The following is a 22,592-nucleotide window of genomic DNA, read 5'->3' as shown; positions in this document are numbered from 1 at the left end:
AAGGATCGCAAAATGTCGAAAGTCATCGGTATCGACCTCGGGACCACGAACTCCTGCGTCGCCGTCATGGAAGGGTCGCAGCCGAAGGTGATCGAGAACTCCGAGGGCGCGCGCACCACGCCCTCGATGGTCGCCTTCACCGAGGATGAGCGCCTCGTCGGCCAGCCGGCCAAGCGCCAGGCGGTGACCAACCCCGAGAACACCCTCTTCGCCGTCAAGCGCCTGATCGGCCGCCGCATGGACGACCCGGTCGTCCAGAAGGACATGAAGATGGTGCCCTACAAGATCGTCGAGGGCCCCAACGGCGACGCCTGGGTCGAGGCGCGCGGCCAGAAGTATTCGCCCAGCCAGATCTCGGCCTTCATCCTGCAGAAGATGAAGGAAACCGCCGAGGCCTATCTGGGCGAGAAGGTCGAGAAGGCGGTCATCACCGTTCCCGCCTACTTCAACGACGCCCAGCGCCAGGCCACCAAGGACGCCGGCAAGATCGCCGGGCTCGAGGTGCTGCGCATCATCAACGAGCCCACCGCGGCGGCGCTGGCCTATGGCCTGGACAAGGAAGGCGACAAGACCGTCGCGGTCTATGACCTGGGCGGCGGCACCTTCGACGTCTCGATCCTCGAGATCTCGGACGGCCTGTTCGAGGTGAAGTCGACCAACGGCGACACCTTCCTGGGCGGCGAGGACTTCGACATGCGCATCGTCGATTACCTCGCCTCCGAGTTCCAGAAGGAGCACGGCGTCGATCTGCGCAAGGACAAGCTGGCGCTGCAGCGCCTGAAGGAAGCGGCCGAGAAGGCCAAGATCGAGCTGTCCTCCAGCCAGCAGACCGAGATCAACCAGCCCTTCATCTCGATGGATCCCAAGTCGGGCACGCCGCTGCACCTGGTGATCAAGCTGACCCGCGCCAAGCTGGAAAGCCTGGTCGAGGACCTGATCGCCCGCACGCTCGAGCCCTGCAAGGCCGCGCTCAAGGACGCGGGCATCTCCAAGACCGACATCGACGAGGTGATCCTGGTCGGCGGCATGACCCGCATGCCCAAGGTCGTCGAGGAGGTGACCAAGTTCTTCGGCAAGGCCCCGCACAAGGGCGTCAACCCCGACGAGGTGGTGGCGCTGGGCGCCGCGATCCAGGGCGGCGTGCTGCAGGGCGACGTGAAGGACGTGGTGCTGCTGGACGTCACCCCGCTCAGCCTCGGGATCGAGACGCTGGGCGGCGTGTTCACCCGTCTGATCGACCGCAACACCACCATCCCGACCCGCAAGAGCCAGGTGTTCTCGACCGCCGAGGACAACCAGACGGCCGTCACCATCCGCGTCTTCCAGGGCGAGCGCGAGATGGCCGCGGACAACAAGCTGCTGGGCCAGTTCAACCTCGAGAACATCCCGCCCGCGCCGCGCGGCGTGCCGCAGATCGAGGTGACCTTCGACATCGACGCCAACGGCATCGTCTCGGTCTCGGCCAAGGACAAGGCCACCGGCAAGGAGCAGAAGATCACCATCCAGGCCTCGGGCGGCCTGTCCGACGAGGACATCGAGCGCATGATCAAGGAGGCCGAGGCCAACGCCGAAGCCGACCGCAAGCGCCGCGAGCTGGTCGAGGCCCGCAACCAGGCCGAAAGCCTGATCCACTCGACCGAGAAGTCGCTCAAGGAGCATGGCGACAAGGTTGACGAGGCCACCCGCAAGGCCATCGAGGACGCCGTCGCCGCGCTCAAGGGCACGCTCGAATCCGAGGACGCGGCCGAGATCAAGGCCAAGTCGCAGGCCCTGACCGAGGCGGCCATGAAGCTGGGCGAGGCGATCTACAAGGCCCAGGCCGCCGAGGCCGAAGGCCAGGCCGCCGAGGGCGGCGCCGAGCAGAAGGCGTCGGGCCAGGACGACGACGTGGTGGACGCCGACTTCACCGAGGTGAAGGACGACGACGCGAAGAAGTGACGTCCGGGGCCGCTCGGCCCCGCGGCGCGGCCTGGCCCCGCCCCCGGCAGCGGGGGCGGGGCCGCTGCGTGAAACGGCTCCCGCGTTAGGAGATCGACATGGCGAAACGCGACTATTACGAAGTCCTCGGCGTCTCCCGCAACGCGACGGAGGCCGAGATCAAGAAGGCCTACCGGGCCAAGGCCAAGGAGCTGCACCCCGACCGCAACGCCGACCGCCCCGAGGCCGAGGCCTTGTTCAAGGAGGTGAACGAGGCCTACGACGTTCTCAAGGATCCGCAGAAGAAGGCCGCCTACGACCAGTTCGGCCACGCCGCCTTCGAGGCCGGCGGCCCCGGCGCCGGCGGGTTCCGCCATGGGGGGCCGCAGGGCGACGCGGATTTCGCCTCGGCCTTCTCGGACGTGTTCGACGATCTGTTCGGCGACTTCATGGGCCATCGCGGCGGGCGTCGGCGGACGGCGGCGCGGCGCGGATCGGACCTGCGCTACAATCTGCGCGTCACGCTCGAAGAGGCCTACGCAGGCAAGCGGCAGACCATCACGGTGCCCGGCTCGGCCAAGTGCGAGTCCTGCGACGGAACCGGCGCCGAGGACGGCTCGGCGCCCGTCACCTGCCCCACCTGCTCGGGCATGGGCAAGGTGCGCGCGCAGCAGGGCTTCTTCACCATCGAGCGCACCTGCCCCACCTGCTCGGGCCGCGGCCAGGTGGTCAAGAACCCGTGCCGGGCCTGCGGCGGCTCGGGCCGCGTGCATCGCGAGCGCACGCTCAACGTCAACATCCCGCCGGGCGTCGAGACGGGCACCCGCATCCGCCTGGCCGGCGAGGGCGAGGCGGGCGTGAACGGCGGGCCGCCGGGCGATCTCTACATCTTCATCGAGGTCGCGCCGCACCCGATCTTCGAGCGCGAAGGCCCCGACCTGCACTGCCGCGTCCCCGTGCCCATGACCACCGCCGCGCTGGGCGGCGAGATCGAGGTGCCGCTGCTGGACGGCGGCCGCACCCGGGTCAAGGTGCCCGCGGGCGTGCAGTCGGGCAAGCAGCTGCGCCTGCGCGAAAAGGGCATGCCCAACCTGCGCGGCGGCCGCCATGGCGACCTGTATCTCGAGCTGCAGGTCGAGACGCCCGTCAACCTGACCCCGCGCCAGAAAGAGCTGCTGCGCGAGTTCGAGGCCGCGGGCAAGGACAACTCGCCCCACAGCTCGAACTTCTTCTCGAAGGTCAAGTCCTTCTGGGAGGGCATGACCGGCTGAGCCGCGCGCGCCCCGGCCGGACGCCGGGCAAGGCCCCCGGTCACACGGCCGCGGAGCGATCGCAAGGCCGGCCAAGGGGGCGCGCCCGCAGCGGCGGCAGGGCCGCTACAGGCGCGGATGCAGAATGCGTTCGGCCGCCGCCTCGGAGCCCGGCGGCGCTCCTTCGCCGTCGAAGGCGCCGCGCAGCTGCGTCGCCCACCGCAGCGCCGCCAGGAAGGCGCGGGCCAAAGCCGGATCCGGGGCGGCCGGCGCGCGCCAGAACGCGTCGAGCGGCGCCTGGTCGGTCAGCCCCGGCCGGTCGAACAGCGCGCGTCCCAGCGCCTTGACCGGGCGCCCCGCCGCCAGCGCCGCCAGGCCGACGGTCGAATTGACCGTGACGACCCCGGCGCTGCGCGCGATCAGCGCGTCCAGATCGCCGCCGTCGAACACGCGCACGCGCCCGGCGGCGCCGCGGGCGGCGGCCTCGCGCTCGAGCAGCCGCCGCCAAGGGGTCAGCCCGTTGTCCATGGGGTGCTCCTTGACCGCCAGCACCGCGTCCGCCGGCGCATGCGCCGCGAATGAGCGCACCACGCGCCGCGCGGTCGCGCGCAGGTCCGGGTCCGGGCCGTTGACGCGGATCTGGTGATCGGTCCGCAGCTGCAGCGGGAACAGGAACATCGGCCCGCGCGCCCCTGCCAACGCCGCCAGCGCCCGCCCCGCCGCCCGCCGCCGCAGCGGCCCGGCCGCCAGCTTCAGCCCGAAGCCGCCATATTCGGCCAGCGGATGCCACAGCTGATGGCGCCGATAGCCCGGCGTCAGCGCCCATGACAGCGCCAGGTTCGACAGGTTCCACGCCATGTCCATGGCCGCATAGGCCGCGAAGCTGGCGGCGAAGCGCCGCGCCGGCTGGGGCGGCGCGGCGGAGTCCGCGGCGGCGGCGGCCTGCGCCATGAAGCGTTCGGCCTCGCGCGCGAAGCGCGAGTCGGGGCCCGCCCCGTCCAGCTCGACCGTGATCCAGTCGGGGCGGAAATAGCCCAGCTCGACATGATGCGCCAACACGCCCAGCCTGCGCGCGGCGGCGATGGCGGGCGCGTGAAAGGGCCGGTGCGCGCCCAGAAGGACAAGGTCGCTCACCCCCTCGCGCGCCATGAACGCCTCGATCCAGGCGGGCCAGCGCGCCAGGCCGCCGCGATAGACCCGCCCGCCGCCCCGGCGCCAGAACAGCATGTCGCCGGGGCACAGATGCACCCGCAAGACCCGCGCGCCCCGCGCCTCGAGCGCGTCGCCCAGATACGAGAAGAAGAACGATGACGGCCCCTGCAGCAGCAGCGCCGTGCGCGCGCGCGCCTCGCCGCTCATGCCCGCCGCCCCCGCCGCCATTGACAAGCCGCCCGCCCGCGCCTAGCGCTGCGGGGCCATCCCTGCACGCCGGACACGAAATGACGCCAGACGACGCAACCCGCGCCGAAGCCGCCCCCGCCGCGCCCGCGCGCCGGCGCGTGCTGCTGCTGCAGGGCCCGCCCTCGCCCTTCTGGCGCGAGCTGGCCGGCGCCTTCGAGGCCGCCGGGCACGAGGCGCTTCACGTCGCCGTCTGCACGGCCGATCGGGTCTATTGGGGCCGGCGGCCGACGGCCTCGTATCGCGGCCGCTTCGCCGGCTGGCGGCGCTGGCTGGAGGATTTCGTCGCGCGCCGCGGCGTCACCGACATCCTGTATTACGCCGACCGCAACCCCTACCACGTCGTCGCCGCCGAGCTGGCCGAGGAACGCGGCCTGCGCGCCCATGCGCTCGAGTTCGGCTATCTGCGCCCGGACTGGCTGACGCTCGAGCGCGTGGGCATGGGCGCCTATTCGCGCTTTCCGGACGATCCGGACGCCATCCGCGCCATCGCCGAGCGCGTGCGCGCCGAGGGCTTCGCGCCCGACATGAAAACCCGCCACCCCCATCCCTTCGTTCAGGAAGCCTTCAACGAGGTCTCGTTCAACCTGCTCAACAGCCTGTTCTTCTGGCCCTATCCGTTCTACCGGATGGACAGGCTGTATCATCCCCTGCTCGACTTCATCTCGTGGCTGCCGCGGCTGGCGCGACGCCGCCGCGCCGAGGCCCATGCGCGCGAGGTGACCCGCGCCTGCGCCGCCCGCGCCTTCGAATACGACCTGTTCGCCCTTCAGCTTCAAAGCGACTACCAGATCCGCGACAATTGCGGCTATGCGGGACTCGAGGACGCGATCGAAGAGGTCGTGGCCTCGTTCGCGCGCCACGCGCCGCCCGCGCGGCGGCTGGTGGTCAAGCAGCACCCGCTGGACAACGGGCTCGAGAACTGGCCCGCCCGCGTGGCGCGCGCCGCCGCGGCGCACGGCGTGGCCGAGCGGGTGACCACGATCGACGGCGGCGATCTGAACGCGCTGATCGAGGCGGCGCATGGGGTGATCGTCGTCAACTCGACCGTCGGGCTGCACGCCATCCGCGCGGGACGGCCGACGGCGGCGCTGGGCGCGGCGGTGTTCGACGTCAAGGGGCTGACGCATCAGGGGCCGCTCGACGCCTTCTGGCGCGAGGCCGCCGCGCCGGACCGCGCCCTGACGCGCGACTTCGTCCTGGCGCTGGCGGCGACGATCCAGGTCAAGGGCTCGTTCTACCAGCCGGCGGGACGGGCGCGCGCGCAGGCCGAGATCGTGGCGCGCGTGGCCGGCGGGCGCGTCAACGAGCCGGGCGCCTTCATGCCCTTTCCCCCGCGCCTGCGCCCGGCGCCGGGCGGGCGCTGAGCGCGCGCTCACCGCGCAAGCCGCGCCAGCCCGACGCCGGTCGAAACCGGCTGCAGCGCCAGGGCGATGACGCGCATGACCTTCTCGAAATTCGCGATCGGGGCGTTGGCGGCGTAGATGATGTCCTTGTCGCGCATCTCGAAGCGGCGGGCCAGGAAGAAGGACTCGGGCCGGCTCAGATCCAGGTTGTAGACCACCGGCACGTCCCGCGCGACGCGCCCGCCTGTCAGCGCGCGGGCGGTTTCGGCGCTCTCGCGGCGCATGACGAACACCGCCGAGGGGTCGGCCCGGTCGTCCGACAGCCCGCCGGCCAGGGCCAGGGCCTCGTCCAGGGTCAGGCGCTCGGCGGGGAACTCGATCTTGCTGGGGCGGGCGGCGGCGCCGAACACGGTCAGGCTGCGCGGCGCCTCGACCAGGTTGACGACGTCGCCCGGGCGGACGGGGACGTTCTGCGCCGGGTCGCGCAGCACCTCGGACAGATGCGCCTCGGCCGAGATCCGGCCCCGCGTCAGGCGCACCAGCGTGCGGTGCGGGGCGGCGCGCAGGCCGCCGGCGGCCGCGATCACGTCCAGGACCCGCTCGCCCACCCCGGCCAGCGCCACGCGGCCGCCGCCATTGGCCGCGTCGCCCAGCACCGTGACGGCCGAGACGGGCGATTCCTGGCGCGTGACCAGCGCCTGGGGCTCGATCGCCTTGCCCGCCAGCGCCGCCTCGATGGCGCGCTCGACCTGTCGCGGGGTGCGCCCGGCGGCGCGGATGCGCCCGGCATAGGGCACCAGAATGGCGCCGTCCTCGGCCACGCGCTGGGCCGGGAAGGGCGCCATGCGCGGCCCGTTCGCCTGCGGCGCGCTGAACAGGCCGCCATTGACGGCCTCCCACACCGTCACCGTCACCAGATCGCCCACCCGCAGCGCGTCGCCCGCGGCGGGGCCTGCGGCGGGCGCGTCGGCGCGCAGCGCGCCCGCTTCGCCGCCCGACGCGCCCTCGAGCGCGTCAAGCGCCGCCGGGTCGAGCGGCACCAGCAGATAGGGCGCATCCTTGACCTGAGCGGTCTCGCGCACCACATCCCCCTTGGGTCCGGCCTCGGGCATGCGCGCGCAGCCGCCAAGCAGCGAGGTCAGGATGAGGACGGCGCGGAGCGTCGGATTGAAGCGCATTGGAACCTCGTCGCGCGAGGGGCGGCGGCGCCCCGGTCGGCCTTCTTTGTGCAGACTTGCGCGCGGATGCGCAACCGCCTCGGATCGACCGTCGCGGGCGCCCGGCCCCCTCGCAATCGCCGATGCCGCGTGCTAGTGACGAAGCGTTCGCCAGCGCCGGCCCCGCGCCCGGCGCGGCGCGCAAGCGAAAGACGGAAGCGACCATGGAAGCCAGGGCGGGACAGGCCGAGAACCCATTCCGGGTGCACCTGCGCGTGGTCGGGGCGCTGATGCGGCGCGAGATGACCACGCGCTACGGGCGCTCGGCGGGCGGGTATTTCTGGGCCATCGCCGAGCCCATCGCCGTCATCGCGCTGCTGTCGCTGGTGTTTTCGACCCTGGCGCGCACGCCCTCGCTGGGGCGCAGCTTTCCGGTCTTCTTCGCCACGGGCTACATCGCCTACAGCCTTTACCGCAACACGGCGGACCAGATCTCGACCGCGATCCGGGCCAACAAGGCGCTGCTGCGTTATCCGAACGTCAACCCATGGGACGCCATCGTGGCAGCCGGCACGCTGCAGCTGCTGACCGAATGCATGATCGCGGCGCTGATCCTGCCGGCGCTGATCGTCGCGACGGGCGAGCCGGTGCTGATCGCGCCCGAATGGCTTCTGGGCGCGCTGGCGGCGGCGGCGATCCTGGCCTTCGGCGTGGGGTCGGTCAACGCGGTGATGTTCGTGGTGCACCCGATCTACGAGCGCATCTACAAGATCCTGATGCGCCCGCTTTTCATCATCTCGGGGATCTTCTTCCTGCCCGAGGCCCTGCCCTCCCAGCTGCGCGAGCTGCTGGCGCTGAACCCGGTGGTGCACATCGTGGCCGCCTTTCGCGAGGGGGTCTATCCCGTCTATCACGCGACGCTGGATCGGCTGGAGTATCCGATCATCCTGGGGCTGACGCTGTGCCTTCTGGGGCAGCTCCTGGCCCGGCGCCATGCGGAAAGGCTGGACGAGCTGTGATCCGTCTCGAGAACGTCTCGAAAACCTTCCGCCTGCCCGGCGGGCTGCGCAAGACCGTCGTGCGCGATCTGACCATGACGATCCCGCGCGGGCGCTCGCTGGCGCTGCTGGGGCGCAACGGGGCGGGGAAATCCTCGTTGCTGCGGCTGATCGCGGGCACGCTGCGACCCGATTCGGGCCGGGTGATCCATGGCTGCCGGGTCTCGTGGCCGCTGGGCTTTTCGGGCAGCTTCCACCGGGCGATGAGCGGCATTCAGAACGTGCGCTTCGTGGCGCGCATCTACGGCGTGGACGCGGACGAGCTGATCGCCTTCGTGCGCGAGTTCTCCGAGCTGGGCGACTATCTGCACCAGCCGGTGGCGGTCTATTCGGCGGGGATGAAGGCGCGGCTCGCCTTCGGCGTGTCGATGGGCATCCGCTTCGACGTGTATCTGGTGGACGAGACCATCGCCGTGGGCGACGCCGACTTCAAGCGCAAGTGCCGCGCCGTGTTCGAGGACCGCCTGTCGGCGAGCGACGTCATCATGGTCTCGCACGCGCCGGGGCCGCTGCGCAGCTACTGCGACTGCGGGCTGGTGCTCGAGAACGGGCGGCTCGAATATTACGACGACGTCGAGGACGCCATCGCGCGTCACGTCGCGAATCTGAGCGCCGGCCACGCGGGCGCGGCCCTTCGCGAAGCGCATGAGGAGCTGAGTTGAGCATGACGGACGACACGCGCCCGCCCGCCGCCGACGACGCGGCGCCCGATCAGGCCGAGCGCCGCGCCGCGCGCCGCGCCCGCCGCCTGGCGCGCCTGGGCCGCGGCGGCCAGGGCGGCCCCGGCCGCAAGGGCGGCGCGCCCGGGGGCCAGGGCGCGGACGAAACCGCAGGCCAGGGCGGGGGCTCGGGCGCGGGCTCGGGCGGGGGCAAGGCCGGCCAGGGCGCCAAGGGTCCGGGGCGCGGGGGCGCAAGGGGCCCCGGCGCCGGAAAGGGCGGCCCCCTCGCGGCCCGAGGAAACCCGGCTCGCCCCCGGCGCCAGGATGGCGGCGAGGGCGGCGGGCTGGCCGCCGGCGCCGGATCCGGCGCGCCGGCCGAGGCGGCGCGCGGGCGCCTTCGCGGCGGAAACGTCGACGGCCCCCGGCCGCTGCGCCCGACGGTCATCATCGAGGCCGGCGCGCCCGAAACGGGCCGCCGGGCGGGGCTGCGCCGGCGGCTGCGCGCGGCCCTGTTCTGGCTCAGCTTCGTCGTGATGGTGCTGCTGCCCTTGGGGCTGGCGGGCTGGTATCTGTGGACGCAGGCGGCCGATCAATACGCCTCCGAGACCAGCTTCGCCGTGCGCAGCCTGGACCAGACCCTGCCCAGCCCGATGACCGAACTGCTGGGCGGCGCGGCCGATTCCACCGCGGCCGACAGCCAGATGCTGTTCGAGTATCTGCAAAGCCAGCCGCTGGTCGAGATCATCGACCGCAAGCTGGACCTCGAAAAGATCTACAACCACCCCGACGCCGATCCGCTTTTCCGCCTCGGGCGCGGCCGCTCGATCGAAGAGAAGGTGTTCTACTGGAACCTGGCGGTCACGGTCAGCTACGACAACGCAAGCGGGATCATCTACGTCCAGACCCGCGCCTTCGACCCCGACGACGCCCAGCGCGTGGCGCAGGCGGTGCTGGACGAGAGCGCGCGGCTCATCAACGAGCTGTCGGTCAAGGCCCGCGCCGACGCGGTGCGCTACGCCCTGGCCGATCTGGCCGACGCCGAGGCGCGCGTGCGCGAGGCGCGGCGCAAGCTGCAGGAGTTCCGGCTGTCGGAACGCTCGGTGGACGTGACGCAGGACATCGCGCAGGCCATGGCGCTGATCTCGCAGCTGCGCGCCCAGCGCGCGGCGCTGCAGGCCGACTATGACAGCCGCAAGGACCTTCTGGGCGCCGAAAGCCCCGCCCTTGCGGCGCTGCGCCGGCAGATGGCCAGCCTGGACGAGCAGATCCGCCGCGAGCAGGAGCGCATCGCCTCGGCCGACCCCGAGGCCGCCGCGCGCGAGCGCGACGGCGGCGGCTCGCTGACCTCGGCCGCCGGCGCGCAGGAACAGCTGACCGTCGAGCTGAATTTCGCCGAGAACATGTATACCTCGGCGCTGGCGGCGGTCGAGGCGGCGCGCGCCGACGCCCGCCGCGCCCAGCGCTACCTGGCCACCCACATCGCCCCCACCCGCGCGCAAGAGGCCGAATACCCCGACCGGCTCATGTGGACCATCGCCGTGGCCTTCGTGTCTCTGCTGGTCTGGGCGATCACGCTGCTGATCATCGGCTCGATCCGCGACCGGCGCTGAGGCCCGGCGGGCGGCGTCGGGCGGGCCTTCGGCGCGTCCGCCGCGACCGTTCGGCCCGAACGCGAACGGCCGGCCCGCGCGGGCCGGCCGTCATCCCTTCCCCGCCGCGCGGCGGGCGCCGTCTCAGGCGGCCGAGCGGCGCACCACCTTGCCGTTGACGATGTGGATGCCGCACTCGGTCTTGTCGCGCCCGCGCCAACGGCCCGCGCGCGGGTCCTCGCCCTCGGCGACCGGGGTGGTGCACGGCGCGCAGCCCAGCGAGGGGAAGCGCTCGGTGGCCAGCGGGTGCAGCGGCAGGTCGTGCGCCTCCATATGCGCGCGGATGCGCCGCGCATCCCAGTCGGCCAGCGGATTGAGCTTGATGCGCCCGGCGGCGTCGGTCTCGTAGAACTCGAGCCGCGCGCGCTCGGCCGACTGGAAGCGCTTGCGCCCGGTGATCCAGGCGTCGAACGGCGCCAGCGCGCGCTCGAGCGGGCGCGTCTTGCGCAGATCGCAGCACGCGTCCGGGTCCGTCTGGTGCAGCGCGCCGTCGGGATCCTCGGCGCGCAGATCCGCCGGATCGGGGCGGATCAGCCGCACGTCGGTCAGGCCCAGCCGCTCGGCCAGATCCTTCTGGTAGGCCAGGGTGGCCGGGAACAGCATCCCGGTCTCGAGGAACAGGACCGGCGTCGAGGGATCGACCTCGGCCACGAGATGCAGCAGCGCCGCGCTTTCGGCCCCGAACGAGGACACCAGCGCGATGCGGCCGCGGAACTCTTCGAGAATCGCGTCGGCCAGCAGCTCCTGCGCCGACTTGCCGGCGTTGAGGCGGTTGAGCGCGGCCGCGCGCCGCTCGGCATGGCGGTGCAGCAGGCTGGGCGCGGCCGGCGCGGCGCCGGCCTGGTCGATGCTGGCGGGTGCGGTCATCTTGCGGCCTCCTCGCGCGCGGCGCGGCGCGCCTCCAGAATGTTGCGCCCGGGCAGCGCGTAGCCGCGCTGGTAGCCCAGCGTCATGCTGCGCGCCGCGGCCAGCCACTGCGCCTCGTCCTGGCGGGCGGCCAGCGCCTCGGGGATCTCGACGGCGTCGAAGCCGCAGGCGCGCAGGGCGGCGAACTGATCGGCGATCAGCGGCCCGAAGGCGCGCAGCTCGCCGGCGAAGCCCGCGGCGCGCAGGCGCCGGGCCACCGAGAACCCGCGCCCGTCGGCGAAGCTGGAAAAGCCCACCGAGATCAGCGCCGCGCGCGCGGCGGCTTCGGCGACGGCCTCGGGGTCGTCCTCGGGCGCGACATGCACGCCCAGCGCGGCCGCGCCGGCGGGCGGCCCCTGCTCGCGCAGGCGCGCAAGCGACACGATCACGCGCGCGCCCTCGGGGGCGGGACGGTCGTCGGCGAGCCGGGTCCACGGGTCGGGAACGAAGCCCGTATCGTCAAGCAGCGGCATAGAGGGCCTCCTTGAACGGGGTCATGCCCAGACGGCGATAGGTTTGCAGGAAGGTCTCGCCGGGCTGGCGCAGCTCGAGATACCGGCGCACGAGGGTCTCGACCACGTCGGGCACCTGGTCGAAGGCGAAGCCCGGCCCCGTGCGCTCGCCCAGCGCGGCGTCGTCGGTCGGATCGCCCCCGAGCGTGATCTGGTAGCTTTCGACCCCGGCCTTATCGAGCCCCAGAATGCCGATATGCCCGACATGATGGTGGCCGCAGGCGTTGATGCAGCCCGAGATCTTGATCGCCAGCGGGCCGATGCGCTCTTGCAGCGCCGGATCGGCGAAGCGCCGCGAGATCGCCTGCGCCACGGGGATCGAGCGCGCGGTCGCCAGCGCGCAGTAATCCAGCCCCGGGCAGGCGATGATGTCGGTCACCAGCCCCCGATTGGGCGCATCCAGCCCCTGCGAGGCCAGCATCCGCCAGACCTGGAACAGCTCGTCCTTGCGCAGATGGGGCAGCACGACGTTCTGCTCGTGCGTGATGCGCAGCTCGCCCATCGAGTGGCGCTCGGCCACGTCGGCCATCAGGCGCATCTGCTCGGCGGTCGCGTCGCCCGGCGCGCCGCCGATGGGCTTGAGCGAGATGGTCGCCGCCGCATGGCCGGGAACCTTGTGCGGGTGAACGTTGCGCCGCACCCAGGCGTCGAACTCGGGATGCGCGCGGCGCGCGCGCTCGAGCGCGGGGCACGCGTCGGGCAGCTCGGGATAGGCGGGGGGCGCGAAATAGGCCGCGATGCGCGCGACCTCGGCCGGATCGGGCGCGCTCGCCTCGGGGTCGAGGCGCGCGAACTCGTCCTCGACCGCGGCGCGGAAGGCGTCGATTCCCATCTCGTGCACCAGGATCTTGATGCGCGCCTTGTATTTGTTGTCGCGCCGGCCCAGCAGGTTGTAGACGCGCAGCGTCGCCTCCAGATAGGGCAGCAGATGCGCGCGGGGCAGGAACTCGCGCAGCGTCTTGGCGATCATGGGCGTGCGCCCCAGACCGCCGCCGACCAGCACGCGATAGCCGATCTCGCCGTCCGGGCCGCGCACGATGCGCAGGCCCACGTCATGCACCGCCACCGCGGCGCGGTCGTTCTCGGCGCCGGTGACGGCGATCTTGAACTTGCGCCCCAGGAAGGTGAACTCGGGGTGCAGGCTGGACCACTGGCGGATCAGCTCGGCCGTGGGGCGGGGGTCCTCGATCTCGTCGGCGGCGACGCCGGCCAGCGGGTCCGAGGTCACGTTGCGGATGCAGTTGCCCGAGGTCTGGATCGCGTGCATCCGCACGCCGGCCAGATCGTCGAGGATGTCGGGAATGTCCTTGAGCTGCGGCCAGTTGAACTGGATGTTCTGGCGCGTGGTGAAGTGGCCGTAGCCGCGGTCGTATTTCTCGGCCACATGGGCAAGCATGCGCATCTGCTCGGCGTCGAGCGTCCCGTAGGGGATCGCCACGCGCAGCATGTAGGCGTGCAGCTGCAGATAGACGCCGTTCATCAGGCGCAGGGGGCGGAACTCGTCCTCGGTCAGCGCGCCCGACAGGCGCCGGCGCACCTGCTCGCGGAACTGGGCGGCGCGCTGGGCCACGAAGGCGGCGTCGAATTCGTCATAGCGATACATGCGGCGTCTCCGTCGGTGTGGCGCGGCGGGCTTGGGGGCGCTCAGGCGGCGCGGGCGCCGGGGCCGCGCCGGGATGCGGCTTCGGGACCGTAGGCGAAGGTCGGACTGCGCGAGGCGCGGATGGCTTCGCGGCGCGAGGCGGGCCGCCAGGCGCCGTCCTCTTCGACCACCTCGACCAGACAGGGGCCGACCGTCGCGGCCTGCATGAGCGGCGTGTCCGCCAGCGCCTGGAGCGTGGCCGCCTGCTCGGGCGTCGTCGCGACGCGCGCATCGGCGAAGCTCTCGGACCAGCCGGCGCCGGTCCACCAGAGCGGCGCGCCCGATTCGAGCGCGTTGGCGGTCAGGACGACGGGATTGAAGCGTTTCGCCATGGCTTGGTCTTCCTTCGCTTTCCTGCCCCCGGTCGCGCCGCGGCGCGGGGGGCCGCAGGCAGGAAACTATGCCTGTTCGATGTGGTTCTCAATATTTCACACACGTCTTTGCGCTCAACATTTATTTCACATCAACGCAACGTTTTATTCCGCGCCGGGGGCTTTGGGGCTGGACCCCCGCCCCGCGCGGCGCTAACCGCTTTGCCTGACACAGGAGGCCAGATGACCGAGCGCGCCCTCTACGCCCGCCCCATCCCCGCCGACCCGGCACTTGGCGACGACCAGACGCTGCCGCTGGCCGGCGGGCCGGTGCGCTTCGCCTTCGCGCAGATCCTGTCGCGCTCGGCGCCCCCGCGCGTCGTGCCCGCGCGCGCGCTGCCCGACGACCTGCTCGAGCGCCTGACCGCCCCGCGCGCGCCGATCTGCGGGCTGACGCTGGACCGTCCGCGGATCATGGGAGTCATCAACGTCACGCCCGACAGCTTCTCGGACGGCGGGCGGCACCTGGCGGCCGAGGCCGCGGCCGAGGCCGGGCGGCGGATGCTGGCCGAAGGCGCCGACATTCTGGACATCGGCGGAGAATCGACCCGCCCCGGCGCCGCCGAGATCCCCGCCGAGGAAGAGGCCGCCCGCGTCCTGCCCGTCATCACGGCGCTGCGCGGCGCGGCGCCGCTGTCGATCGACACGCGCAAGCCCGAGGTCGCCCGCGCCGCCTTCGCCGCGGGCGCCGCGCTCTACAACGACGTCAGCGCCCTGACCTTCGCCCCCGACAGCCTGGCCGCCGCCGCCGAGCTGGGCGGCCCGGTGTGCCTGATGCATGCGCAGGGCGATCCGCAGACCATGCAGCGCAACCCGCGCTACGACGACGTTCTGCTGGACGTCTACGACTGGCTGGCCGCGCGCGTGGCCGCCTGCGAGGCCGCCGGGATCGCGCGCGCGCGCATTCTAGTCGATCCGGGCATCGGCTTCGGCAAGACCCTGGCGCACAACCTGGCGCTGCTGCGCGGGCTGTCGCTGTTTCACGGGCTGGGCTGCGCGATCCTGCTCGGCGTTTCGCGCAAGAGCTTCATCGGCGCCCTGTCGGGCGAGGCCGACCCCGCCCGCCGCGCCCCCGGCTCGATCGCCGCCGGGCTCGCGGGGCTTGCGCAGGGCGTGCAGATCCTGCGCGTGCACGACGTCGCCCAGACCGCCCAGGCCGTCGCCGTCTGGCGCGCCATCCGTCACGGAGAAAACCCATGACCCGCAAGCTTTTCGGCACCGACGGCGTGCGCGGGCGCGCCAACGAGCATCCCATGACCGCCGAGATCGCCATGAAGCTGGGCCAGGCGGCGGGGCGGCGTTTCCTGCGCGGGCGCCATCGTCACCGGGTGGTGATCGGCAAGGACACGCGGCTTTCGGGCTACATGATCGAATCGGCGCTGACGGCGGGCTTCGTCTCGGTCGGCATGGACGTGTTCCTGCTGGGCCCGGCCCCGACCCCGGCCGTCGGCATGCTGACCAAGTCGCTGCGCGCGGATGCGGGGGTGATGATCTCGGCCTCGCACAACCCGTTCCACGACAACGGCATCAAGCTGTTCGGCCCCGACGGGTTCAAGCTGTCGGACAAGGTCGAGGCCGAGATCGAGGCGATGATGGAGCGCCCCATCGCCCTGGCGGACGCCGCCGATCTGGGCCGCGCCAAGCGCATCGACGACGCGCTGGGCCGCTACATCGAGGCGGCCAAGGCCACCTTCCCGCGCCATCTGCGGCTGGACGGGCTGCGCGTGGTGCTCGACTGCGCCAACGGCGCCGCCTACAAGACCGCCCCCGCCGTGCTGTGGGAGCTGGGCGCCGAGGTCATCAAGATCGGGGTCGAGCCGAACGGGCTGAACATCAACGCCGGCGTCGGCTCGACCGCGCCCGATCTGTGCCGGCGCACGGTCGTCGAGACCGGCGCGCATCTGGGCGTGGCGCTGGACGGCGACGCGGACCGCGTCCACATCATCGACGAGAAGGGCGAGATCGTGGACGGCGACCAGATCATGGCGCTGATCGCCGAGCGCTGGCTGCAGAGCCGGCGCCTGGCGGGCGGCACGCTGGTGGCCACGGTGATGTCGAATCTGGGGCTCGAGCGCCACCTGGCCGCGCGCGGCGTGCGCCTTCTGCGCACCCGCGTGGGCGACCGCTACGTGGTCGAGGCCATGCGCGAGGGCGGCTTCAACCTGGGCGGCGAGCAATCGGGCCACATCGTCATGACCGACCATGCCAGCACGGGCGACGGCCTTCTGGCGGCGCTGCAGGTGCTGGCCGCCGTGGCCGAAGAGGGGCGCCCGGCCTCGGAGGTGTGCGCGCGCTTCTCGCCGTTGCCGCAGGTGCTGCGCAACGTGCGCTACGCACCCGGCGCGGCGCCGCTGGACGCGGCCGAGGTGCGCCGCGCCATCGCCGCCGCCGAGGCGCGCCTGGCCGGCGCGGGGCGCGTGCTGATCCGCAAGTCCGGCACCGAGCCGCTGATCCGCGTCATGGCCGAGGGCGAGGACCCGGCGCTGGTCGAGGCCGTGGTGGCCGAGATCTGCGCCGCGGTCGAGGACGCCGCCGCCTGAGGCGCGCGCCGCGGCCGCCCCCCCCGCGCGGCCGCGCGGCGGCGCAAGGCGCCGCCCGCCCGCCGATCGCAGGGGACGGGCATTCGAGGCAGGCCGCCCACCCGCGAATCGCGCCCCATGAACCCCCACGAAACCGACGCGCGCGCGGGCCGCGCCGCGCATGATCGCGGCCGCGGGGCCCGCAGGCCGGCCCGTCGCGTCGCGCATCGGCGCGCGCGGTTTCGGATCGGAAACATGGTTTCCCATCGCGGCGAAACGCGACGCTTTTCTGCGGGAACGCGACGTTTTGTGCGTTGACCGCGCCGGGGCCGAAGCGTATTGCGGCTGCGGGCCCGTCGCCGGAACAAGGGCGAGCGGCGGCGGACTCAGGAACCTCGCCCTGACGATGGAGCGCGTCGATGACGTTCCCCGCCAAGCCGCAGGTTCGCCCTGCGCGTCCCGAATTCTCTTCCGGTCCCTGCCCCAAACGCCCCGGCTGGTCGGCCGAAGCCGTCGCCGCGAAGGCGTGGCTGGGCCGCTCGCACCGCGCCGCCGGCCCCAAGGCGCAGCTCAAGCAGGCCATCGACCGCACCGCCGCCATGCTGGGCCTGCCGGCCGACTGGCGCGTGGGCATCGTGCCCGCCTCGGACACCGGCGCGGTCGAGATGGCGCTCTGGTCGCTGCTCGGTCCGCGCCCGACGGACGTGCTGGCGTGGGAAAGCTTCGGCGCCGGCTGGGCCACCGACGTGGTCAAGCAGCTCAAGCTGCCCGACGTCAACGTGCTCAAGGCCGATTACGGCCAGCTGCCCGACCTGACCGCCGTGCGCCCCGAGGCCGACATCGTCTTCACCTGGAACGGCACCACCTCGGGCGCGCGCGTGCCCAACGCCGACTGGCTCCCCGCCGCGCGCGAGGGGCTTGCGATCTGCGACGCCACCTCGGCCGTCTTCGCGCAGGAGCTGGACTGGAGCAAGCTCGACGTCGTCACCTTCTCCTGGCAGAAGGTCATGGGCGGCGAGGGCGCGCATGGGATGCTCATGCTCTCGCCCCGCGCGGTCGAGCGGCTTGAAACCTTCGCCCCCGACCGGCCGCTGCCCAAGATCTTCCGCCTGACCAAGAACGGCAAGCTCATCGAGGGCATCTTCCGCGGCGAGACGATCAACACCCCCTCGATGCTGTGCGTGGCCGACTACATAGACGCGCTGGACTGGGCCGAATCGATCGGCGGCGCGCCGGCGCTGCGCGCGCGCGCCGACGCCAACTTCGCCGCCCTTCAGGCCTGGGTGGACGCCACGCCCTGGGTCGAGAACCTGGTCGCCGATCCGGCGGCGCGCTCGAACACCTCGGTGTGCCTGCGCATCGTCGATCCCGGCGTCGCCGCCCTGCCCGACGCCGAGCAGAAGGCCTTCGTCAAGCGCATGGTCAAGCTGCTCGAGGACGAAGGCGCCGCCTTCGACGTCAACGGCTACCGCGACGCGCCCGCCGGGCTGCGCATCTGGTGCGGCGCCACGGTCGAGACCGACGACGTCAAGGCCCTGACCCCGTGGCTCGACTGGGCCTTCGCCCAGGCCCTGGCCGAGGCCCAAGCCGCCTGACCGGCGCCGCCGCAGCGGGCCGGCGCCGCATGCCCGGCCCGCCGCGCGGCGCCCCGCCGCCAACGCCGGCCGCGCGGCCGGCCCGCCACGGGCGCGACCGCGACGGCCGGCGCCCCCTCAGCATCATTCCATCCGAAAGACACGCCCCATGCCCAAGGTTCTCATTTCCGACAAGCTCAGCGAAGCCGCCGTCCAGATCTTCCGCGACAACGGCGTCGAGGTCGATTTCCAGCCCGATCTGGGCAAGGACCCCGCGCGTCTGGCCGAGGTGATCGGCCAGTATGACGGCCTCGCCATCCGCTCGGCGACCAAGGTCACGGCCGACATCATCGCCCGCGCCGACAGGCTCAAGGTCATCGGCCGCGCCGGCATCGGCGTGGACAACGTCGACATCCCCGCCGCCTCGGCGCGCGGCATCGTGGTGATGAACACGCCCTTCGGCAACTCGATCACCACCGCCGAGCACGCCATCGCCCTGATGTTCGCCGTCGCGCGCCAGATCCCCGCGGCCGACGCCTCGACCCGCGCCGGCAAGTGGGAGAAGTCGAAATTCATGGGCGTCGAGATCACCGGCAAGACGCTGGGCCTGATCGGCTGCGGGAACATCGGCTCGGTCGTCGCCTCGCGGGCGCTGGGGCTGCGCATGAAGGTCATCGCCTACGACCCCTTCCTGTCGGCCGAGCGCGCGCAGAACCTGGGCGTCGAAAAGGTCGCCGACCTCGACGACCTGCTGGCGCGCGCCGATTTCGTCAGCCTGCACCTGCCGCGCACCGAAAAGACCGCCAACATCCTGTCGGCCGAGCGCATCGCGAAGATGAAGAAGGGCGCGCGGCTGATCAACTGCGCCCGCGGCGGGCTGGTGGACGAGGCCGCCGTGGCCGAGGCGCTGCGCGCGGGCCATCTGGCCGGCGCCGCCTTCGACGTGTTCGCCGAAGAGCCCGCCCGGCAGAACCCGCTCTTCGACGCGCCGAACACGGTCTGCACCCCGCATCTGGGGGCCTCGACGACCGAGGCGCAGGAGAACGTGGCCCTGCAGATCGCCGAGCAGATGTCCGACTACCTGATGAAGGGCGCCATCTCGAACGCGCTCAACGCGCCCTCGGTCACGGCCGAAGAGGCGCCGCTGCTCAAGCCCTGGATCGCCCTGGCCGAGACCCTTGGCGGCTTCGCCGGCCAGGTGACCGAGCATGCGATCAAGGAGATCGAGATCGAGTATGTCGGCCGCGTCGGCGAGCTGAACCTCAAGCCCCTGACCGCCGCGCTGACCGCGGCCATGCTGCGCCCGCTTGTCGGCGAGGGCGCGGTGAACATGGTCTCGGCGCCGCTCGTAGCGCGCGAGCGCGGCATCCAGATCGCCGAAACCCGCAAGGACGCGCAGGGCGCCTACGGCTCCTACATCCGCCTCGTGGTGACGACCGAGAAGCAGACCCGCTCGGTCGCCGGCACGGTGTTCTCGGACGGCAAGCCGCGCATCATCCAGATCAAGGGCATCGACCTCGAGGCCGAGCCCCAGCCGCACATGCTCTACACCACCAACACCGACACGCCGGGCTATATCGGCGCGCTGGGCGCCAAGCTGGGCGAGCTGGGCGTCAACATCGCCACCTTCGCGCTCGGCCGCGCGGAAAAGGGCGGCGAGGCCATCGCGCTGCTGGGCGTGGACGAGCCGGTGACCGAGGCCATGCTGGCCGACATCGCGCAGCTGCCGCAGGTGCGCCAGGCCAAGGCGCTGCATTTCTGACCGGCGCCGCGCCGACGGGCATGGGGCGACCGCGCGTCGCCCCATGCGCATTTCCCGTTTCGCCCGCCCGCGCGCGCTGCTAAAAGGCCGCGTAATTCCCGAACAGGAAAGGATCGGCGGATGGCCAACGTTGTCGTGGTCGGCGCCCAGTGGGGCGACGAAGGCAAGGGCAAGCTCGTGGACTGGCTGAGCGAGCGCGCGGACGTGATCGTGCGCTTTCAGGGCGGCCACAACGCGGGCCACACGCTGGTGATCGACGGCGAGGTCTACAAGCTTTCGCTTCTGCCCTCGGGCATCGTGCGCAAGGGCAAGCTGTCGGTGATCGGCAACGGCGTGGTGCTGGACCCCTGGGCGCTGCTGGACGAGATGGAGCGCCTGCGCGCCAAGGGCGTCGAGATCACGCCCGAGAACTTCGCCGTGGCCGAGAACGCGCCGCTGATTCTGCCCGTTCACCGCGACCTTGACGTGATGCGCGAGGCCGCCGCCGGCAAGGGCAAGATCGGCACCACCGGGCGCGGCATCGGCCCGGCCTACGAGGACAAGGTGGGCCGGCGTTCGGTGCGCGTGGCCGACCTGGCGGACGAGGCCACGCTGGACAGCCGCCTGGACCGCCTGCTGGCGCATCACGACGCGCTGCGCAAGGGGCTGGGGGCCGAGCCCATCGACCGCGCCGCGCTCAAGGCGCAGCTGCTCGAGGTCGCGCCGCGCCTGCTGCCCTACGCCCGCCCGGTCTGGCAGGTGCTGGGCGAGCGCCGCCGCGCGGGCGACCGCATCCTGTTCGAGGGCGCGCAGGGGGCGCTGCTCGACATCGACTTCGGAACCTATCCCTACGTCACCTCGTCGAACACCACGGCGGGCATGGCGGCGACGGGCTCGGGGCTGGGGCCGAACGCGATCGACTTCGTGCTGGGCATCGTCAAGGCCTACACCACCCGCGTCGGCGAAGGCCCCTTCCCGACCGAACTGCATGACGAGGTCGGCAAGCGCCTTGGCGAGCGCGGCCACGAATTCGGCACCGTCACCGGCCGTCAGCGCCGCTGCGGCTGGTTCGACGCGGTGCTGGTGCGCCAGACCTGCGCCATCGGCGGCGTGACGGGCATCGCGCTGACCAAGCTCGACGTGCTGGACGGCTTCGACGAGCTGAAGATCTGCGTCGGGTATGAGCTGGACGGCCGCCGGCTTGACCATCTGCCCGCCGCGGCCGAGCAGCAGGCCCGCGTCAAGCCCATCTACGAGACGCTCGAAGGCTGGTCCGAAAGCACCGAGGGCGCGCGCTCCTGGGCCGACCTGCCGGCGGCGGCGGTCAAGTATGTGCGCCGCGTCGAAGAGCTGATCGGCTGCCCGGTGGCGCTGCTGTCGACCAGCCCCGAGCGCGAGGACACGATCCTCGTCACCGACCCCTTCGCGGATTGAGGTCATGGCGCTGAGCCACAAGACCCGCCGGCGCCTGTCGCTGTTTCTGCTGCTGGTGTGGCTGCCGCTCTACGTCGTGGCGGCGGTCACCCTCGCCGGCATGTTCGAGCGTCCGCACATCGCGCTCGAGGTGGCGATCTACGTCGTGCTGGGGATCCTGTGGGCATTGCCCTTCCGCCGGGTCTTTCTGGGGGTGGGGCGCGAGCCGCCCGAGGACGAGCGCTGACCCAGGCCAAGGGGTGCGAGGCTCCGGCGCGGCGCTGAGGTGGGGTGCTGCGTTGATCCTGACCCTTGGGGGAAGGGCCCGGCGAGCGTGGGGGCGCGCCGCCCCGGAGCCTCTCTCGCCAAGGTGGGGGGCCTTGACGATTTCGTCCGCCCTGCTCGCGGCCACGCGGCCGGCCCAGGGTGCCGAACGTCCTTCATGCGCTTTGCTACGCGCGCGGAAAGCTACGCTACCTGAGTGTGCATGGTCGCCGCACGGAACGCAGCGCGGCGCGGAAGCTTTCACGGCCTTGTTGTCGCCCAAATTCGCGCGAAAATCAACGGCAATTCCATTCATAAATCGTTCATAATCAATGCGCTGGGCAGGCCGCGACGATGTCTCGCCCCCTCGCGCCGTCGAACCCGCCGCAAGATGAACAATGCTTCATGTATCTTTCCAATTTGCGCTACTTATGCTTTCGTCGTTTCTTGGGCATTCCTTTCGGTTGAACCGCGCGCCCCATTGAGGTTAAGATTCCGTCGCATACGCAGGCTGGCGCGGCGTTTTTTTGCGCCGGCGGGAATTCTGGAGGATTCGATGCGCGTTCTGGTAGTCGAAGATGAAACGGTCCTTGCTTCGCAGATGCAAAAGGCGCTCGAGCGCGAGGGCCGCGTCGTGGACGTGGCCACCGACGGCGAGGAAGGCGGCTTTCTTGGCTCGACCGAACCGTATGACGCGATCGTGCTCGACCTGGGCCTGCCCAAGAAGGACGGCCACTCGATTCTCCGCGACTGGCGCGAAAGCGGCGTCAAGGCGCCCGTCCTGATCCTGACCGCCCGCAACAGCTGGCGCGACAAGGTCGAGGGGCTGGACAGCGGCGCCGACGACTACCTGACCAAGCCGTTCCAGATGGACGAGCTGCTGGCGCGCCTGCGCGCGCTGATCCGCCGCTCGTCCGGCCAGGCGAATCCGGTGTTCCGCCAGGGCGGGCTCGAATTCGACACCCGCTCGGGGCGCGTGAGCATGCACGGCGTCTCGGTGCAGCTGACGGCGCAGGAGACCAACGTGCTGGGCTACCTGATCGCCCATCGCGACAAGGTCGTCTCGCGCACCGAGCTGTCCGAGCATGTCTATGGCTACGACACCGAGCGCGACAGCAACACCATCGAGGTGTTCATCGGCCGCCTGCGCCGCAAGCTGGGGCACAACATCATCGTCACCATCCGGGGGCGGGGCTATCAGTTCAACGGCTCCTGA

General features: G+C 71.8%; 19 protein-coding genes. 13 read left to right on the top strand and 6 right to left on the bottom strand.

Going from position 1 to position 22,592, the window contains the following annotated elements:
* Positions 1 to 12: 12 nt before the first annotated feature.
* Positions 13 to 1,938, top strand: coding sequence for a molecular chaperone DnaK (dnaK, locus tag LY05_RS03240; RefSeq protein ID WP_148922088.1), 1,926 nt, complete (start codon positions 13 to 15; stop codon positions 1,936 to 1,938).
* 98 nt (positions 1,939 to 2,036) lie between these two features.
* Positions 2,037 to 3,188 carry a molecular chaperone DnaJ gene (gene dnaJ, locus LY05_RS03235; RefSeq protein ID WP_148922087.1) on the top strand — a complete coding sequence of 384 codons (1,152 nt, stop codon included), beginning with the start codon at positions 2,037 to 2,039 and terminating at the stop codon, positions 3,186 to 3,188.
* Positions 3,189 to 3,293: 105 nt separating this feature from the next.
* Here the strand turns inward: dnaJ and LY05_RS03230 are convergent, their stop codons facing one another.
* Complete coding sequence (locus LY05_RS03230) at positions 3,294 to 4,526, bottom strand: capsular polysaccharide export protein, LipB/KpsS family (protein WP_170258787.1); 1,233 nt, start codon at positions 4,524 to 4,526, stop codon at positions 3,294 to 3,296.
* 80 nt (positions 4,527 to 4,606) lie between these two features.
* On the opposite strand from LY05_RS03230, the gene LY05_RS03225 reads away from it, so the two are divergent.
* Positions 4,607 to 5,932, top strand: coding sequence for a capsule polysaccharide biogenesis protein (locus tag LY05_RS03225; RefSeq protein WP_170258785.1), 1,326 nt, complete (start codon positions 4,607 to 4,609; stop codon positions 5,930 to 5,932).
* A gap of 8 nt (positions 5,933 to 5,940) precedes the next feature.
* Here the strand turns inward: LY05_RS03225 and LY05_RS03220 are convergent, their stop codons facing one another.
* Positions 5,941 to 7,089, bottom strand: a complete 1,149-nt coding sequence (locus LY05_RS03220; protein WP_148922084.1) for a polysaccharide biosynthesis/export family protein — start codon at positions 7,087 to 7,089, stop codon at positions 5,941 to 5,943.
* 203 nt (positions 7,090 to 7,292) lie between these two features.
* Between LY05_RS03220 and LY05_RS03215 the strand changes: the two genes are divergently transcribed.
* From LY05_RS03215 to LY05_RS03205, 3 genes are read left to right on the top strand one after another with little or no spacing between them, the layout of a single operon-like run.
* Entirely contained in the window at positions 7,293 to 8,087 is a 795-nt protein-coding gene (locus LY05_RS03215) for an ABC transporter permease (RefSeq protein ID WP_072748103.1), read from the top strand.
* Entirely contained in the window at positions 8,084 to 8,788 is a 705-nt protein-coding gene (locus LY05_RS03210) for an ABC transporter ATP-binding protein (protein WP_072748104.1), read from the top strand. The genes LY05_RS03215 and LY05_RS03210 overlap by 4 nt, the downstream gene beginning before the upstream one ends.
* A 2-nt stretch (positions 8,789 to 8,790) precedes the next feature.
* Positions 8,791 to 10,395: a KpsE/RkpR family capsule polysaccharide export protein gene (locus LY05_RS03205; RefSeq protein WP_148922082.1), complete on the top strand. Its 1,605-nt coding sequence runs from the start codon at positions 8,791 to 8,793 to the stop codon at positions 10,393 to 10,395.
* 123 nt (positions 10,396 to 10,518) lie between these two features.
* Here LY05_RS03205 and LY05_RS03200 read toward each other — a convergent pair whose 3' ends face one another.
* The 4 genes from LY05_RS03200 to LY05_RS03185 are packed head-to-tail and all read right to left on the bottom strand — an operon-like array spanning position 10,519 to position 13,826.
* Positions 10,519 to 11,301: a phosphoadenylyl-sulfate reductase gene (locus LY05_RS03200; protein WP_148922081.1), complete on the bottom strand. Its 783-nt coding sequence runs from the start codon at positions 11,299 to 11,301 to the stop codon at positions 10,519 to 10,521.
* On the bottom strand, positions 11,298 to 11,813 hold the full coding sequence (locus tag LY05_RS03195) for a DUF934 domain-containing protein (protein WP_072748106.1): 516 nt from the start codon (positions 11,811 to 11,813) through the stop codon (positions 11,298 to 11,300). Before LY05_RS03195 ends, LY05_RS03200 begins: the two co-directional genes overlap by 4 nt.
* Positions 11,800 to 13,455 (bottom strand): nitrite/sulfite reductase, encoded by a 1,656-nt coding sequence (locus LY05_RS03190; RefSeq protein WP_072748107.1) that lies wholly within the window; start codon positions 13,453 to 13,455, stop codon positions 11,800 to 11,802. The genes LY05_RS03195 and LY05_RS03190 overlap by 14 nt, the downstream gene beginning before the upstream one ends.
* 41 nt (positions 13,456 to 13,496) lie before the next feature.
* Positions 13,497 to 13,826: a DUF2849 domain-containing protein gene (locus LY05_RS03185; protein ID WP_072748108.1), complete on the bottom strand. Its 330-nt coding sequence runs from the start codon at positions 13,824 to 13,826 to the stop codon at positions 13,497 to 13,499.
* A 222-nt stretch (positions 13,827 to 14,048) separates the two neighbouring features.
* Between LY05_RS03185 and folP the strand changes: the two genes are divergently transcribed.
* The 7 genes from folP (at position 14,049) to LY05_RS03150 (ending at position 22,592) form a co-directional block, all read left to right on the top strand.
* Positions 14,049 to 15,065 carry a dihydropteroate synthase gene (gene folP, locus LY05_RS03180; RefSeq protein ID WP_148922080.1) on the top strand — a complete coding sequence of 339 codons (1,017 nt, stop codon included), beginning with the start codon at positions 14,049 to 14,051 and terminating at the stop codon, positions 15,063 to 15,065.
* Positions 15,062 to 16,405, top strand: coding sequence for a phosphoglucosamine mutase (gene glmM, locus LY05_RS03175; protein WP_072748110.1), 1,344 nt, complete (start codon positions 15,062 to 15,064; stop codon positions 16,403 to 16,405). The genes folP and glmM overlap by 4 nt, the downstream gene beginning before the upstream one ends.
* A gap of 398 nt (positions 16,406 to 16,803) precedes the next feature.
* The gene (locus tag LY05_RS03170; RefSeq protein ID WP_148922079.1) at positions 16,804 to 17,979 is read left to right on the top strand and encodes a phosphoserine transaminase; all 1,176 of its coding nucleotides are present in this window, start codon (positions 16,804 to 16,806) and stop codon (positions 17,977 to 17,979) included.
* Positions 17,980 to 18,127: 148 nt separating this feature from the next.
* On the top strand, positions 18,128 to 19,720 hold the full coding sequence (gene serA / locus LY05_RS03165) for a phosphoglycerate dehydrogenase (RefSeq protein ID WP_148922078.1): 1,593 nt from the start codon (positions 18,128 to 18,130) through the stop codon (positions 19,718 to 19,720).
* A 120-nt stretch (positions 19,721 to 19,840) separates the two neighbouring features.
* Positions 19,841 to 21,133, top strand: coding sequence for an adenylosuccinate synthase (locus tag LY05_RS03160; RefSeq protein ID WP_072748113.1), 1,293 nt, complete (start codon positions 19,841 to 19,843; stop codon positions 21,131 to 21,133).
* 4 nt (positions 21,134 to 21,137) lie between these two features.
* Positions 21,138 to 21,359 carry a DUF2842 domain-containing protein gene (locus tag LY05_RS03155; RefSeq protein WP_072748114.1) on the top strand — a complete coding sequence of 74 codons (222 nt, stop codon included), beginning with the start codon at positions 21,138 to 21,140 and terminating at the stop codon, positions 21,357 to 21,359.
* Positions 21,360 to 21,932: 573 nt separating this feature from the next.
* Positions 21,933 to 22,592, top strand: coding sequence for a response regulator transcription factor (locus tag LY05_RS03150; protein ID WP_072748115.1), 660 nt, complete (start codon positions 21,933 to 21,935; stop codon positions 22,590 to 22,592).

The sequence above is a fragment of the Oceanicella actignis genome, assembly GCF_008124525.1.
In the GTDB taxonomy this organism is placed as follows: Bacteria; Pseudomonadota; Alphaproteobacteria; order Rhodobacterales; family Rhodobacteraceae; genus Oceanicella; species Oceanicella actignis.
Note: the sequence above shows the minus strand (reverse complement) of the source record. Positions and strands in the feature narration are given on the sequence as shown.

What these genes read in the sequence shown, in the direction of transcription:
- dnaK (WP_148922088.1), top strand. Translation starts at nt 13, where the DNA reads ATGTCGAAAGTCATCGGTATCGACCTCGGGACCACGAACTCCTGCGTC.
- dnaJ (WP_148922087.1), top strand. Translation starts at nt 2,037, where the DNA reads ATGGCGAAACGCGACTATTACGAAGTCCTCGGCGTCTCCCGCAACGCG.
- LY05_RS03230 (WP_170258787.1), bottom strand. Translation starts at nt 4,526, where the DNA reads ATGAGCGGCGAGGCGCGCGCGCGCACGGCGCTGCTGCTGCAGGGGCCG.
- LY05_RS03225 (WP_170258785.1), top strand. Translation starts at nt 4,607, where the DNA reads ATGACGCCAGACGACGCAACCCGCGCCGAAGCCGCCCCCGCCGCGCCC.
- LY05_RS03220 (WP_148922084.1), bottom strand. Translation starts at nt 7,089, where the DNA reads ATGCGCTTCAATCCGACGCTCCGCGCCGTCCTCATCCTGACCTCGCTG.
- LY05_RS03215 (WP_072748103.1), top strand. Translation starts at nt 7,293, where the DNA reads ATGGAAGCCAGGGCGGGACAGGCCGAGAACCCATTCCGGGTGCACCTG.
- LY05_RS03205 (WP_148922082.1), top strand. Translation starts at nt 8,791, where the DNA reads ATGACGGACGACACGCGCCCGCCCGCCGCCGACGACGCGGCGCCCGAT.
- LY05_RS03200 (WP_148922081.1), bottom strand. Translation starts at nt 11,301, where the DNA reads ATGACCGCACCCGCCAGCATCGACCAGGCCGGCGCCGCGCCGGCCGCG.
- LY05_RS03195 (WP_072748106.1), bottom strand. Translation starts at nt 11,813, where the DNA reads ATGCCGCTGCTTGACGATACGGGCTTCGTTCCCGACCCGTGGACCCGG.
- LY05_RS03190 (WP_072748107.1), bottom strand. Translation starts at nt 13,455, where the DNA reads ATGTATCGCTATGACGAATTCGACGCCGCCTTCGTGGCCCAGCGCGCC.
- LY05_RS03185 (WP_072748108.1), bottom strand. Translation starts at nt 13,826, where the DNA reads ATGGCGAAACGCTTCAATCCCGTCGTCCTGACCGCCAACGCGCTCGAA.
- folP (WP_148922080.1), top strand. Translation starts at nt 14,049, where the DNA reads ATGACCGAGCGCGCCCTCTACGCCCGCCCCATCCCCGCCGACCCGGCA.
- glmM (WP_072748110.1), top strand. Translation starts at nt 15,062, where the DNA reads ATGACCCGCAAGCTTTTCGGCACCGACGGCGTGCGCGGGCGCGCCAAC.
- LY05_RS03170 (WP_148922079.1), top strand. Translation starts at nt 16,804, where the DNA reads ATGACGTTCCCCGCCAAGCCGCAGGTTCGCCCTGCGCGTCCCGAATTC.
- serA (WP_148922078.1), top strand. Translation starts at nt 18,128, where the DNA reads ATGCCCAAGGTTCTCATTTCCGACAAGCTCAGCGAAGCCGCCGTCCAG.
- LY05_RS03160 (WP_072748113.1), top strand. Translation starts at nt 19,841, where the DNA reads ATGGCCAACGTTGTCGTGGTCGGCGCCCAGTGGGGCGACGAAGGCAAG.
- LY05_RS03155 (WP_072748114.1), top strand. Translation starts at nt 21,138, where the DNA reads ATGGCGCTGAGCCACAAGACCCGCCGGCGCCTGTCGCTGTTTCTGCTG.
- LY05_RS03150 (WP_072748115.1), top strand. Translation starts at nt 21,933, where the DNA reads ATGCGCGTTCTGGTAGTCGAAGATGAAACGGTCCTTGCTTCGCAGATG.